Below are 13,307 nucleotides of genomic sequence, written 5' to 3' on the forward strand. Positions count from 1 at the left end.
TTACGGACGCGGCGCGGCCATCTCTAGCGCGTCGCCACCGCCGTTCACGTCGGCGACAGCGGCCGCAGGCACAGCCAGATCGCGCACCAGTGCGCCAGCGCGCCGCCCAGCACGTGCGCGTGCCAGATCGCGCGGTTGTAGAGCATCGACTTGCGCACGTAGAAGGCCACGCCCACCGTGTAGATCGCGCCGCCGGCGGCGATCAGCCACAGCACCGGCGTGTCCAGCCCGGCCACGATCGGCTTGACCGCGGCCATCCCCGCCCAGCCCAGCAACAGGTAGATCGCCACCCAGAAGCCCTTGGCGATGCCGGGCAGGAACAGCTTGGCGAACACCCCGAACAGCGCCACGCCCCACACCGCCAGCGTCATCGACCAGACCCAGGCGCCGGACAGCGCCAGCACGAAGAACGGCGTGTAGGAGCCGGCGATCATCACGAAGATGCCGGCATGGTCGAGCTTGCGCAGCACCGGCTGGCGCTGCGGCGGGGCGAAGTTGTACGCCGCCGAACAGGCGAACATGGTCAGCAGCCCCAGTGCGTAGATGCTGGTGGCCAGGATCAGCGCATCGTTGGCATGGGCGCGCCAGACCAGCAGCGCGCCGCCGACCACGGCCAGCAGCAGGCCGGCGGCATGGACGAGCAGGTCGGCGCGGCGGGCGGCGGCGGTGCGGTAGTGCGGGGGAAGCGCGGAAGCAGACACGGGCGAGAACAGTGGGCGACAGGGGCCGCCGGTGTCGGGGGGACGACAGGATACCTGTCGAGGACGACAACGCGTGCAGGGCCACCGGAGCAGCGTGCCGATGGCGCGGCACCCAGATGGTCAACGCACCCGCAACCGCCCCGCCTGAATCCGCTCATCTGCCCTCCTCGCCTCTGCGCGCCCCGTCTCATACCCTGAGACGCGATTCCGCTTCCCTGTTCCGCTTTGAGAGCCGTGCCGATGCCCGCCCACGCCCTAGCCCCGCGCACCGAGGACGCCGAGCGCGCCCTGTCCACCACCGACGGGGCGCCCTCGCGCGATGGCGCCCTGCTCAGCGCGCGGCTGGAGCGGCGTTACCACAATCGCATCACCGGCAGCTTCACCATCCCCGGCCAGGCCGGCCGCTATGCACCGATCCCGGACGACGTGCCGCCGGCGCTGGCCGCGGCATTGCGCGAACGCGGCATCGCGCAGCTGTACAGCCACCAGGCCGAGGCCTGGGACGCGGCGCAGCGCGGCGAGCACGTGGCCATCGTCACCCCCACCGCCTCGGGCAAGTCGCTGTGCTACACGCTGCCGGTGGTGGCCGCGGCGATGACCGCGCAGGCCAAGGCGCTGTACCTGTTCCCGACCAAGGCGCTGGCGCAGGACCAGGTGGCCGAGCTGCTGGACCTCAACCGTGCCGGCGACCTCGGGGTGAAGGCCTTCACCTTCGACGGCGACACCCCAGGCGATGCGCGCCAGGCGATCCGCCTGCACGGCGACATCGTGGTCAGCAACCCGGACATGCTGCACCAGGCGATCCTGCCGCATCACACCAAGTGGGCGCAGTTCTTCGAGAACCTGCGCTACGTGGTGATCGACGAGATCCACACCTACCGCGGCGTGTTCGGCAGCCACGTCGCCAACGTGCTGCGGCGGCTCAAGCGCATCTGCGCGTTCTACGGCGTCACGCCGCAGTTCATCCTGTGCTCGGCCACCATCGGCAACCCGCGCGCGCACGCCGAGGCGCTGATCGAGCAGCGCGTGCACGCGATTACCGATTCCGGCGCGCCCAGCGGCGACAAGCACGTGCTGCTGTGGAACCCGCCGGTGGTCAACGCCGACCTGGGCCTGCGCGCCTCGGCGCGCTCGCAGAGCAACCGCATCGCCCGCATCGCGATCAAGTCCGGGCTCAAGACCCTGGTGTTCGCGCAGACCCGGTTGATGGTGGAGGTGCTGACCAAGTACCTGAAGGACATCTTCGACCACGACCCGCGCAAACCGCCGCGCATCCGCGCCTACCGCGGCGGCTACCTGCCCAGCGAGCGCCGCGAGGCCGAGCGGGCGATGCGCGCCGGCAGCATCGACGGCATCGTCTCCACCTCGGCGCTGGAGCTGGGCGTGGACATCGGCGCGCTGGACGTGGTGGTGCTCAACGGCTACCCCGGCAGCGTCGCCGCCACCTGGCAGCGCTTCGGCCGCGCCGGGCGCCGCCAGCAGCCGGCGCTGGGCGTGCTGGTGGCCAGTTCGCAGCCGCTGGACCAGTACGTGGTGCGGCATCCGGATTTCTTCGCCGACGCCTCGCCCGAGCACGCGCGCATCGCCCCGGACCAGCCGCTGATCCTGTTCGACCACATCCGTTGCGCCGCGTTCGAGCTGACCTTCGTCGCCGGCGAGGCGTTCGGCCCGGTGGACCCGGCGGTGTTCCTGGAAGCGCTGGCCGAGAGCGAGGTGGTGCACCAGGAAGGCGACCGCTGGGAGTGGATCGCCGACAGCTATCCGGCCAATGCGGTGAGCCTGCGCTCGGTGGCCGACGGCAACTTCGTGGTGGTGGACAAGACCGACGGCAAGCAGCAGATCATCGCCGAGGTCGACTATTCCGCCGCCGCGCTGACCCTGTACGAAGGCGCCATCCACATGGTGCAGAGCACGCCCTACCAGGTGGAGAAGCTGGACTGGGAAGGCCGCAAGGCCTACGTCACCCGCACCCACGTGGACTACTACACCGACAGCATCGACTTCACCAAGCTCAAGGTGCTGGACCGCTTCGACGGCGGCGCAGCCGGACGCGGCGACGCGCACCACGGCGAGGTGCACGTGGTGCGGCGCGTGGCCGGCTACAAGAAGATCCGCTACTACACCCACGAGAACATCGGCTACGGCCCGGTCAACCTGCCCGACCAGGAACTGCACACCACCGCGGTGTGGTGGCAGTTGCCGCAGGCCACCCTGCTCAAGGCGTTCGGCAGCAAGCAGGACGCGCTGGACGGTTTCCTCGGCGCGGCCTACGCGTTGCACGTGGTGGCCACGGTGGCGGTGATGGCCGATGCGCGCGATCTGCAGCAGGCGGTGGGCGACGGCGACGGTGCCTGGTTCGCGGTGGCCGACGCCAAGGGCCGCGGCCAGTTGCGCGGCGGCGACAGCGGCGAGCCGGCCAGCGTCGAACTGCAGCAGTTCGTGCCCACCGTGTACCTGTACGACAACTTCCCCGGCGGCGTCGGCCTGAGCGAGCCGCTGTGGCGGCGCCAGGCCGAACTGGTGCAGCGCGCGCGCGAACTGGTGCAGAGCTGCGACTGCGTGGCCGGCTGCCCGGCCTGCGTCGGCCCGGTGCTGGCGGCGCAGGAGGAAAGCGCGACCACGCCGCGGGCGCTGGCGTTGCGCGTGCTGCGCCTGTTGCTCGACGGCGAGGACGACGCGGCGCTGGATGCGCGCGGCGCGGCCACGCTCGCCGCCGACGTCGATGCCGACGCGCTACCGGAGTGGAGCGCATGAGCATCAGCCTGGAGCGCCTGCGCGCGCTGCGCCGGCAGGCCGGCGATGCCAGCGCCGTGCGCACGCCGGCGTTGGCCGGCAATCCCACCGCAGCCGACGCGCCTCGCGCGTCGCGCACGGACGCTCTGGCGACGACGCCCACGCACGCGCCGCGGCAGGCAACGGCGCAGCCGCGCGAGGTCGCATCGCGCGCGGCACCGACGGCCGCACGCACGCCATCCGCTGCCCCGCGCAGCGGCGGCACCGACACCGCGGTGGCGCCGCCCATCGCCATCGCCCCGTTCGGCCGCGGCGGCACCGATGTGTCCGCCCTGCGGCGCCTGCTCGGCCTGCGCGAGCGCGCCGTCGCGCCCGCCGCGGCAGTGGTCGCACGCAGGCCTGCCCTCGCGCCGGACCGGCACCTGCCCGGGGTGGAGATCGCGCCCGGGCTGCACCTGATCGAGGCGTTCCTGCCGCAGCCGATCCCTGCCGGCGCGCTGTCGCTAGCCTTCGCCCGCCGCGAGGATGCGGTGGAACCGACCGACCTGCTGTTCTTCGACACCGAGACCACCGGCCTGGCCGGCGGCACCGGGACGCGCGCCTTCATGATCGGCGCGGCCGACTGGACCGTGCATCCGGCCGATGGCCCGGGCCTGCGCATCCGCCAGTTGCTGATGGCCACGATGGGCGCGGAGAAGGCGATGCTGGAGGCGTTCCGCGCCTGGCTGCGGCCGGGCACCGTGCTGTCCAGCTACAACGGCCGCTGCTACGACGCGCCGCTGCTGAAGACCCGCTACCGGCTGGCGCGCTGCGCCGATCCGCTGTCGGCGCTGGACCACGTGGACCTGCTGCATCCCACCCGCCGCCGCTACCGCGGCACCTGGGAGAACTGCAAGCTCGCCACCATCGAGCGGCAGTTGCTGCGGGTGGTGCGCGAGGACGACCTGCCGGGCTCGGAAGCGCCGGCGGCGTGGCTGGGCTACCTGCGCGGCGGCAACGCGCGGAACCTGCGCCGCGTCGCCGCACACAACCACCAGGACGTGGTCACGCTGGCGCTGCTGCTGCAGCGCCTGGTCGCCGCCGAGGCCGAGGAACGCGCGCTGGCGGCGGCCGCGTCGGCGTAGGCGCGGCACGCCGCCGGCGGATCACTCCAGCCGCTGCGCACTGCCGGCGGCGATGGCCGCATCGAACAGGCGGTCGACCTCGCGATCGAGCTGCGCGTTCAATTCGCCCTGCCGCGCGCCCAGTTCGCCCTGCTGCCGGCCCAGCGCGGCCTGCTGTTCGCCGAGCGCGCGCATCTTCGCCGACAGCGCGTCCTGGCGCTGCGCAAGCGCTGCCTGGGCATTCGCCTGCGCCTTGGCAGCGACGGCGTCCATGTCGATGCGCGCCAGCGCCCGCGCCGCGGCCTCCTGCGCCAGCTTGCCCTGTTCCCGGCCCAGCTCGCCCTGCTCGCGGCCCAGTGCACCCTGGCGCTTGCCGAGTTCGCCCTGCTGCGCGCCCAGCTTGCCGATCGGCTCGAACAGCGCGTCGAAGCGGGCCAGCAGTGCAGGATCGTGCACCACATAGCGCTTGCCGCCGCGGCGGAACCACAGGCCATCGCCCTGGGTCTCGCGCTTCATGCTGGCGAGTTCGTCGCTGCTGCCACTCATCGTCGAATGGTTGCCCTTGACCCGGACATACGACTGTTCGAGTTGACCGTTGCGGGTCTTCTGCACCGACCGCGTGCTGATCCGCGAGCCGATGGCCGGCGGTGCAGCGGGGACCGCCGGTGCCGGCGGCGCCAGCGGCGCGGGCGGCGGCAGCGGCGCGACCGGCGGCGGTGCAGGCTGCGCGGGCGTCGCTGCCGCCACCCTGGCCGCCTTGGACGCACGCGGCGGCAGCGGCGCGGCGGGCACGTCGGCGGCACGCGCGGCATCGTCCATGTCCGCCGCGTCGGTCGCTTCGGCAGCTTCGGCGGCTTCGGCCGCAGCAGCCGCCGCCTCGCGCCCACGTTCCCGCGCGGCATCGGCCACGTCGGCCGCCTGCGCGGCGGCATCGCCGGCAGCATCGGCGGCAGTCTGCGCCGCCTCGGCGGCCGCGGCAGCCGCATCGGCCGCGGCTTCGGTGCCGGCATCGACGTCGGTCGCCACGTCGGGTGCCGGCGTGCGCGCCGGCCGGGTCGGCGCCGCGCTCGCGGCCGCATGGCCGGGCTGGGCCACCAGGCGCAGCGGCATCACGCCGAGCACGGTCACCGCGGTCAGGATCAGGGCCGCGCCCAGGCGCGGAAAAGCGGACGTGGTCTGCAGCATCTGCAATCTCCGTTTCAGGCTCAGGAAGGTCGGCGAGGCGCTGGCCACGCCGGCGCTGGGCCGCGGCGCCACGCCCAGCTGCACCAGCAGCCGCGCGTAGTCGTGACGGCAATGGCGGTGACCGGCGACCACGGCCGCGTCGCAGGCCGCCTCGCGGGCCAGGGCGTATTCGCGGTTGGCCAGGTGCACCAGCGGATGGAAGAAGAACAGGTGCTGCGCCACGGCCGGCAGCAGGCCCCACCACAGGTCGCGGCGCTGCAGGTGCACCAGTTCGTGGGTCAGCGCCATGTCCAGGTCGTCGGCGCGCAGGCTGTCCATGCGCCGCGCCGGCAGCAACAGCACCGGCCGCCACGGGCCGATCAGCTGCGGCGAATCGATGTGCGCACACAGCCGCAACTGCGGCGGCTCGCGCAGGCCATGCGCCTCGGCGGCCAGGCGCAACGCGCCGAGCAGGGCGGCGTCGGTGCACGGCGCCGCCGCGCGCGCACGCTGGCGGCTGCGACGGTAGGCCAGCACGCTGTGCGCGGCGCAGACCAGTACGCCGGCCAGCCACAACGCGGCCAGCGCCTGCGCCCAGGGCCAGGCTGCCGAGGACGGCGTGGCCGGCGGCAAGGCGATCGGCGCGACAGCGGTAGCGGCAGTCGCGTTGACGTTGCGTTGCGCGGGCGCCGCGGATGCGGCCTGCACGGACGATGTTGCCGCGCGTCCCGGGGTCGCCGGCATCGTGGCTACGACCGCCGGCAACTGCACCGCGCCGGCCCACAGCAGGCCGAGCACGCTCTGCGCGGCCACCAGCCACCACAGCCGGCAACGCGTGGCCGCCGGCAGGGTCGGCAGCCAGCGGCACAGCGCCCAGATCAGCGCGACCAGCACCAGCGTCTGCACGCTGGTCGCCAGCAGGCGCGACAGCAGGCTCTCGAACACGTCCGTCCCCAACAGGCTGTGCATGGCTCAGTCCTCTCGCCGTTGCGATTGCAGTTTGGCCACCAGGGCCTCGAGTTCCGCCAGTTCCGCGTCGCTGACCTCGGCGCGCTGCGACATCCACGCCACGAACGGCGAGACCGAGCCCTGCAGGGTCTTCTCGACGAAGCTGCCGACCGCGCTGCGCACCACGTCGTCCTGGCCGCTGGTGGCGGCATAGCGGTACACCCCCTGCACCTGGCGGCGGCGCAGATAGGACTTGGCGCGCAGGCGCTCCATCATGGTCAGCACCGTCGAACGCGCCAGCCCGCGCGCCTCGCCGAACCCGGCGGCGACCTCGCCGACGCTGGCATCGCCGTGCTCGGCGATGTACTGCAGCAGGGCCAGTTCCTGGTCCCCGATCGATTTGCGGCGCATCCACCCACTCCGATGACTACACGTGTCGGCAAAGCTACCCGTGACGACAACTGTCGTCAATAGGTCGCAGGTCATGGACGGCAGGCGACAGCAGGCCTGGCGATGGCGTCCGGCCGCGAGGCTGGCAGCGCTTATCGCAGGCTGGCGGATGTCTGGGTAGTCGGTTCGTCCATGCCTCACGTTCGCTGCGCTCCGACCTCTTCGCGCTGGGGACACGAATGTCCTATACCCAGGTATCGCAACGCATACGCGCGGCAGGCAGCGCTGTACCAACGCGCAATGGTGCAAGCGCACATGCGGTGCAAGAATTCCCTGCATCGCTTCACGCCGCTGTCTCCACCTCGGGTCACGCGCTGTCGCGCGGATGCGCCGTTCGCCTTCATCGATTTGAAGCGAACAGCCGCAAAGCCGCGCGCCACGTCCCCTGATCCGCGCCGCGCCGCGGGCGCCCTTCCATCGCAAACGCACAGCCAGCCGGGCGTCGCCGCGAGGCCGCCGCCCAGCGCTGGGTGCGCGCCTGCGCCACCGCTCCCACTCCACGCCGGATCCGACCATGCACGCGACTTCCTCCCGTCTCCGCGCCACCGCCTTGCCGCCGCCCGCACCGCATCGCCGCATGCGCGCGTGCACGCCGTCGTTGTTGTCCGCGACACTGACCGCCTGCCTCGCCGCGTCCACGGCACACGCCGCGGACGCGGCCACCAGCACCGATGCGGACACCACGCCGACCACGTTGTCCGCGCTGGACGTGGTGGCCTCGCCGCATGCGGCGGCGGTGGCGCCTACGCAAGTGGTCGGCCCGAACCGCTACGTCATCAATGCCGGCGACATGGACGCCGACGTCGCCGGCAGCAACGGCCTGGCACGGCTGAAGACCGTGCCCGGCGCCAGCTACACCGCCACCGACGGGCTGGGCCTGGACGTCTCCGCTACCAGCCTGTTCGTGCGCGGGTTCCGCATGAACGAAATGGGCATCAGCTTCGAAGGCGTGCCGTTGAACGACAGTGGCTTCCTGTCGTTGACCGGCACCAGCGTGATCAACGTCGGCGTGCCGGATGCCATCGGCACCATCACCGTCAGCCCCGGCGCGGCACCGGTGAGCGTGTTCTCCAGCAGTGCCAACGGCGGCGCGCTGGAGTACCGCCTGGGCGAACCGAAGGACACGCCCGGCCTGCGCCTCAAGCAGGGCGTGGGCAGCGACGCGACCCAGGTCACCACGGTCTCCGCGCAGAGCGGACAGCTCGGCGCCAACGGCCCGAAGCTGCAGGTGGACCTGCAACGGCTGGGCGCGGACAAATACCAGGGTGGCGGCACCCAGCGCTTCCTGCGCGGCGACCTGAAGGCGACGCAGGACGTGGCCTGGGGCACGTTCACCGTGTTCCTGTCGGCCAGCCACGCGGCGATGTGGGGCTACAACAACCTGTCCTTCGACATGCTCGGCAAACTCGGCTGGCGCGCCGACAGTCTCTACCCCGACTACGCCAAGGCCTATGCCATCGCCCTGCCGCAGAACGCCGGCGCATCCTGCGGCGTCTACAGCTGCGGCACCCTGGCCGGGCTGTTGCCGTACGACACCGGCCAGGTCACCGACGACCGCATCGCCTCGCTCGCGCACGACTTCCACATCTCCGACGCGCTCAGCGGACATGTGCAGGTCTACAGCGCGCGCAGCCGCATCCACGCCACGCTGAGCGATCCGACCACGCCCTCGCCCAATGGCGCGCCGTTCTCCGAGCAGGTACAGGCACCGCACGTGCAGCGCAGCGGCGCCCTGCTCAGCCTGAGCTACCTGCTCGGCCGGCACACCCTCAGCGCCGGCCTCTGGCAGGAGCACGCCAGCGCCGACGCGACGACCTTCTGGTACACCGAGCCGCTGCTGGGACAAGGCCGGCCGCTGCGCACCATCGGGCCATGGGACACGTACGGCCCGGCGTTCAAGACCGACAACGTCTCGCAGTGGACCACCCGCGCGCGCCAGGTGTACGTGCACGACGACATCGCGCTGAGCGACACGCTGGTGCTGGGCCTGGGGGCAAAGGCGGTGGATTTCCGCACCAGCGGTGGTGGTGTCGGCGATGCGCCGGACCGGCCGGCCTCCGGCACGCTGCGCGCCAAAAGCGCGTTCCTGCCGCACCTGTCGCTGTTCTGGAGCCCGACCGCGCAGACCGACGGCTTCATCGACCTGGGCAGCGCGATGAACGGCTTCCGCGTCGCCCAGCGCGGCAACATCGGCTACACCGCCTCGGCCTGGACCGTCCCCGACCAGGCCACGTTCGACCGCCTCGCCCGCCACCTGCAGCCGGAACAGGACTGGAACCTCACCCTCGGCGGCACCCATCGCTTCGACCGCGCCACCGTCACCGCGGACGTGTTCTACGGCGACATCCGCCACCGCCTGCTGTCGGCCGCGGTCGGCACCCAGTTCGCGCAGGTCAACACCGTGCAGGTGATGCCGAAGATGCACACCTTCGGCGCCGACCTCGGCGTGACCGCCGACCTGACCCCGCACCTGCAGTTCTACCAGGGGGTGGCGCTGGCGCGCTCGGTCTACGACCGCGACGTGGTCGTCGACGGCAACGTCTATCCGATCCAGGGCAAGGCGCAGCCGGGCTATCCGCAACTGTCGTTGGTCAGCGACCTGTCGGCGCATGTGCGCCACTGGCGCTTCGGCGCCACCAGCACCGAGTACCTGCATCAGCCCTTCACCTACGAGAACGACCTGCGCGTACCGGCGTTCTGGCAGGTCAACGCGTACACGGCGTACACGCTGGGGCCCGACAGCCCGCTGCCCGGCCTGGAGCTGCGCCTGGACGTGAGCAACCTGCTCGATCGCCGCAACATCGGTACCGCCAACATCGCCGGCTCGGCGTTCGCCGGCGACTACCAGACGCTGCAGCGCAGCGCGCCGCGGCAGGTGTTGTTCAGTACCTCGCTGGCGTTCTGAGCGGGCGGCACGCATGCATGGGGCAGACACGGCGTTCACGGCGGTGCCACGCTGGCGCGACTAGAAGTTTCCGCACCGGTCCGCCGACGCATGCCGCGTCCGTCGGCCTCGCCGCCACACGCGGCGCCCCCACGACCGCAGCGGCTTCTGCACAGCAGGACATCGGCATGAGCGACGACACCCGCAACACCGGTTCGCCCGATCGCGACCGCATCAACCTCCACGAAGACTACGAAGTGCGCTACTGGACGCAGGCGCTGGGCGTGTCCGCCGACGAGCTGCGCGCCGCCGTGCATGCCGTGGGCAGCAGTGCCGCCGCGGTCCGCGCGCACCTGCGCAAGTGACGGGGGCCGGGCCCGCGCCATGAGCCTCGCCGACTACCGCCGCAAGCGCCGCTTCGACAAGACCCGCGAGCCGGAGCCTGGCAAGCCGGTGCCGGCGGGGCAGCGGCCGATCTTCGTCGTGCAGCTGCACCACGCCAGCCGCCGCCATTACGATTTCCGCCTGCAGGTCGGCGATGCGCTGAAGAGCTGGGCGGTGCCGAAGGGGCCGAGCTACGACCCCAAGGTCAAGCGCATGGCGGTGGAAGTGGAAGACCATCCGCTCGACTACGCCACGTTCGAGGGCGAGATCCCGCAGGGCGAATACGGCGGCGGCCACGTCGCCCAGTTCGATCACGGCGTGTGGAGCAGCGCGGACGATCCGGAGGCGCAACTGGCCAAGGGCCATCTGCGCTTCGAACTGTTCGGCGACAAGCTCAAGGGCGGCTGGCACCTGGTGCGCTCGGGCAAGCCGGCGCGGCAGCCGCAGTGGCTGCTGTTCAAGGAGGACGACGCCTTCGCCGGCGACCTGGAGGCGGACGACCTGCTGGCCGATGTCACCGCGGCGCCGGCGCAGGACGTCAAGCGCGCCGGCGCTGGCAAACCCAACAAACGCAAGGCCACGACGGTGGTGGCACCGGTGCGCAAGGGCCGCCGGACGAACTGGGCCAAGCTCGCCCAGGCACTGCCGGGCGCGGTGTCGGCGGCGGCGCCGGACGGACCGTTCGCGCCGCAGCTGGCCCGGCTGGGCGATACCCCGCCGCAGGGCGCGCAATGGATCCACGAGATCAAGTGGGACGGCTACCGGATCCTGGCCACCGTCGCCGACGGCGTGGTGCGGCTATGGTCGCGCAACGCGATCGAATGGACCGACAAGATTCCCGAGATCCGCGATGCCATCGCCGCGCTGGGCCTGCGCTCGGCGGCGCTGGATGGCGAACTGATCGCCGGCAAGGGCACCAAGGAGGACTTCAACCTGCTGCAGGCGGTGCTGTCCGGCGAGCGCCAGGGCAAGCTGGCGCTCGCCCTGTTCGACCTGCTGCACCTGGACGGCATCGACATCGCCGCCGCACCGCTGTCCGAGCGCAAGGCGTTGTTGCAGCGGCTGCTGCAGGACGCCGATACGCACCTGGCCTTCAGCTCGCACATCGACGGCGACGGCGACGCGGCGTTCCAGCTCGCCGGCACGCAGCACTTCGAGGGCATCGTCTCCAAGCGCGCCGACCGCGGCTACCACGGCGGCCGCAGCGACGACTGGCGCAAGACCAAGCAATTGCGCTCGGACGAGTTCGCGGTGGTCGGCTACACCGCACCCAAGGGCAGCCGCAGCGGCTTCGGCTCGTTGCTGCTGGCGCGGCCGGATCCCGACCATGGCTGGCTGTACGTCGGGCGGGTCGGCTCCGGCTTCTCCGATGCCCTGTTGCGCGAGCTGACCGCGCTGATCGGCAAGGCCGGCAGCGCCACGCCCAGCGTGCACGTGCCCACCACCGAGACCGACCTGCGCAGCGCGCGCTGGTTCGCGCCGCGCTTCGTGGTGGAGGTGTTTTACCGCGGCATCGGCGGACAGCAGTTGCTGCGCCAGGCCTCGCTGAAGGCGGTGCGTCCGGACAAGGACATCGCCGATCTGGGCGATGCCGACGCACCGGCACCGCGCGCGGCGGCGGCGCGGGCAACGCCGGCGGCCAGGAAAGCCAAGGCGGACAAAACGACCAAGGCGACCAAAGCGACCAAAACAAAGGCCGTCGACGCGAAGGTCGCCAGCAGCAAGCGCGGCAAGCGCGGCGTGGCAGCCGCTGACAACGCGCGCACGCCGCCGACGCTGTCCAGCCCGGGCCGCGTGGTCTTCCCCGACATCGGCGCGACCAAGCGCGAGGTCTGGGACTACTACAGCGCGGTGATGGATCACCTACTGCCGGAGATCGCCGGCCGCCCTCTGTCGATCATCCGCTGCCCGGCCGGCGCCGAACGCGCGTGCTTCTTCCAGAAGCACCACACCGCTGGGCTGGAACTGGTGTCGTCGGTGCGGTTGAAGGAAGAGAGCGGCACCCAGGCCGAGTACCTGGTGGTCGAGGATGCGGCCGGGCTGCTGGAGCTGGTGCAGTTCAATGCATTGGAGTTCCACCCGTGGGGCGCGCATGCCGCGTCCCCGGAGCGTGCCGACCGCGTGGTGTTCGACCTGGACCCGGGCCCGGACGTGCCCTTCGCCGAGGTCAAGCGCGCGGCCACCGATATCCGCAAGCTGCTCGCGCAGCTGGAGCTGGAATCGTTCCTGCGCGTGTCCGGCGGCAAGGGCCTGCACGTGGTGGTGCCGCTGGCGCCGGGCTGCGACTGGGACCTGACCAAGCGCTTCGCCCACGGCTTCGCCGACGCACTGGCGCAGTCGCAACCCGAGCGCTTCCTCGCCACCGCCAGCAAGCGCCTGCGCAACCAGCGCATCTTCGTCGACTATTTGCGCAACGGCCGCGGCGCCACCGCGGTGGCGTCGTATTCGCTGCGCGCCCGCGCCGGCGCCCCGGTGGCGATGCCGCTCGCCTGGAGCGACCTGTCCAAACTGCACCGCGCCGACGCCTTCAAGCTGCGCGACGTCCCCGCCAAGCTGAAGCGGCGACGCAAGGATCCGTGGGCCGGCATCGACGCGCTGAAGCAGAACCTGGCGCGCTGGGCCGAAACGGAGTGAGCGAAGCCCCTCTCCCGCCGGGAGAGGGGTTGGGGGTGAGGGTCCGGGCGCGAAGCGCCTCGCTGACACTGAACACGAGCGACCCGTACCCTCATCCGCCCCTGCGGGGCACCTTCTCCCGATGGGAGAAGGGAATCAAAAGCCCCTCTCCCACCGGGAGAGGGGTTGGGGTGAGGGTCCGGGCGCGAAGCGCCTCGCTGACACTGAACACGAGCGACCCGTACCCTCATCCGCCCCTGCGGGGCACCTTCTCCCGGGGGGAGAAGGGAGTCAAAAGCCCTCTCCCCTCGGGAGAGGGGTTGGGGT

Annotated in this window: 6 protein-coding genes and 2 pseudogenes; 5 read left to right on the plus strand and 3 right to left on the minus strand. The window is 71.7% G+C overall.

Going from position 1 to position 13,307, the window contains the following annotated elements:
• Nucleotides 1-44 precede the first annotated feature (44 nt).
• The gene (locus RAB71_RS20910) at nucleotides 45-701 is read right to left on the minus strand and encodes a hemolysin III family protein (protein WP_010340949.1); all 657 of its coding nucleotides are present in this window, start codon (nucleotides 699-701) and stop codon (nucleotides 45-47) included.
• Between the two features lie 240 nt (nucleotides 702-941).
• On the opposite strand from RAB71_RS20910, the gene RAB71_RS20915 reads away from it, so the two are divergent.
• Nucleotides 942-3,455 (plus strand): DEAD/DEAH box helicase, encoded by a 2,514-nt coding sequence (locus tag RAB71_RS20915; protein WP_010340950.1) that lies wholly within the window; start codon nucleotides 942-944, stop codon nucleotides 3,453-3,455.
• 296 nt (nucleotides 3,456-3,751) lie between these two features.
• A pseudogene (locus RAB71_RS20920) lies at nucleotides 3,752-4,558 on the plus strand (ribonuclease H-like domain-containing protein); the annotation flags it as partial.
• 1,026 nt (nucleotides 4,559-5,584) lie between these two features.
• Here the strand turns inward: RAB71_RS20920 and RAB71_RS20925 are convergent.
• Both RAB71_RS20925 and RAB71_RS20930 read right to left on the minus strand, forming a co-directional pair.
• Nucleotides 5,585-6,670, minus strand: a pseudogene (locus RAB71_RS20925) (M56 family metallopeptidase); the annotation flags it as partial.
• A gap of 3 nt (nucleotides 6,671-6,673) precedes the next feature.
• Nucleotides 6,674-7,060: a BlaI/MecI/CopY family transcriptional regulator gene (locus RAB71_RS20930; RefSeq protein WP_010342261.1), complete on the minus strand. Its 387-nt coding sequence runs from the start codon at nucleotides 7,058-7,060 to the stop codon at nucleotides 6,674-6,676.
• Nucleotides 7,061-7,676: 616 nt separating this feature from the next.
• Between RAB71_RS20930 and RAB71_RS20935 the strand changes: the two genes are divergently transcribed.
• From RAB71_RS20935 to ligD, 3 genes are all read left to right on the plus strand, one after another.
• On the plus strand, nucleotides 7,677-10,004 hold the full coding sequence (locus RAB71_RS20935) for a TonB-dependent receptor (RefSeq protein ID WP_010342262.1): 2,328 nt from the start codon (nucleotides 7,677-7,679) through the stop codon (nucleotides 10,002-10,004).
• A 167-nt stretch (nucleotides 10,005-10,171) separates the two neighbouring features.
• Nucleotides 10,172-10,348, plus strand: a complete 177-nt coding sequence (locus tag RAB71_RS20940) for a DUF3606 domain-containing protein (protein WP_010342263.1) — start codon at nucleotides 10,172-10,174, stop codon at nucleotides 10,346-10,348.
• A gap of 19 nt (nucleotides 10,349-10,367) precedes the next feature.
• The gene (ligD, locus tag RAB71_RS20945) at nucleotides 10,368-13,001 is read left to right on the plus strand and encodes a DNA ligase D (RefSeq protein WP_010342264.1); all 2,634 of its coding nucleotides are present in this window, start codon (nucleotides 10,368-10,370) and stop codon (nucleotides 12,999-13,001) included.
• The last annotated feature ends 306 nt before the right edge of the window (nucleotides 13,002-13,307 follow it).

The sequence above is a fragment of the Xanthomonas sacchari genome (assembly GCF_040529065.1).
Lineage (GTDB): Bacteria > Pseudomonadota > Gammaproteobacteria > Xanthomonadales > Xanthomonadaceae > Xanthomonas_A > Xanthomonas_A sacchari.

What these genes read in the sequence shown, in the direction of transcription:
- ligD (WP_010342264.1), top strand. Translation starts at nt 10,368, where the DNA reads ATGAGCCTCGCCGACTACCGCCGCAAGCGCCGCTTCGACAAGACCCGC.
- RAB71_RS20935 (WP_010342262.1), top strand. Translation starts at nt 7,677, where the DNA reads ATGCGCGCGTGCACGCCGTCGTTGTTGTCCGCGACACTGACCGCCTGC.
- RAB71_RS20940 (WP_010342263.1), top strand. Translation starts at nt 10,172, where the DNA reads ATGAGCGACGACACCCGCAACACCGGTTCGCCCGATCGCGACCGCATC.
- RAB71_RS20915 (WP_010340950.1), top strand. Translation starts at nt 942, where the DNA reads ATGCCCGCCCACGCCCTAGCCCCGCGCACCGAGGACGCCGAGCGCGCC.
- RAB71_RS20930 (WP_010342261.1), bottom strand. Translation starts at nt 7,060, where the DNA reads ATGCGCCGCAAATCGATCGGGGACCAGGAACTGGCCCTGCTGCAGTAC.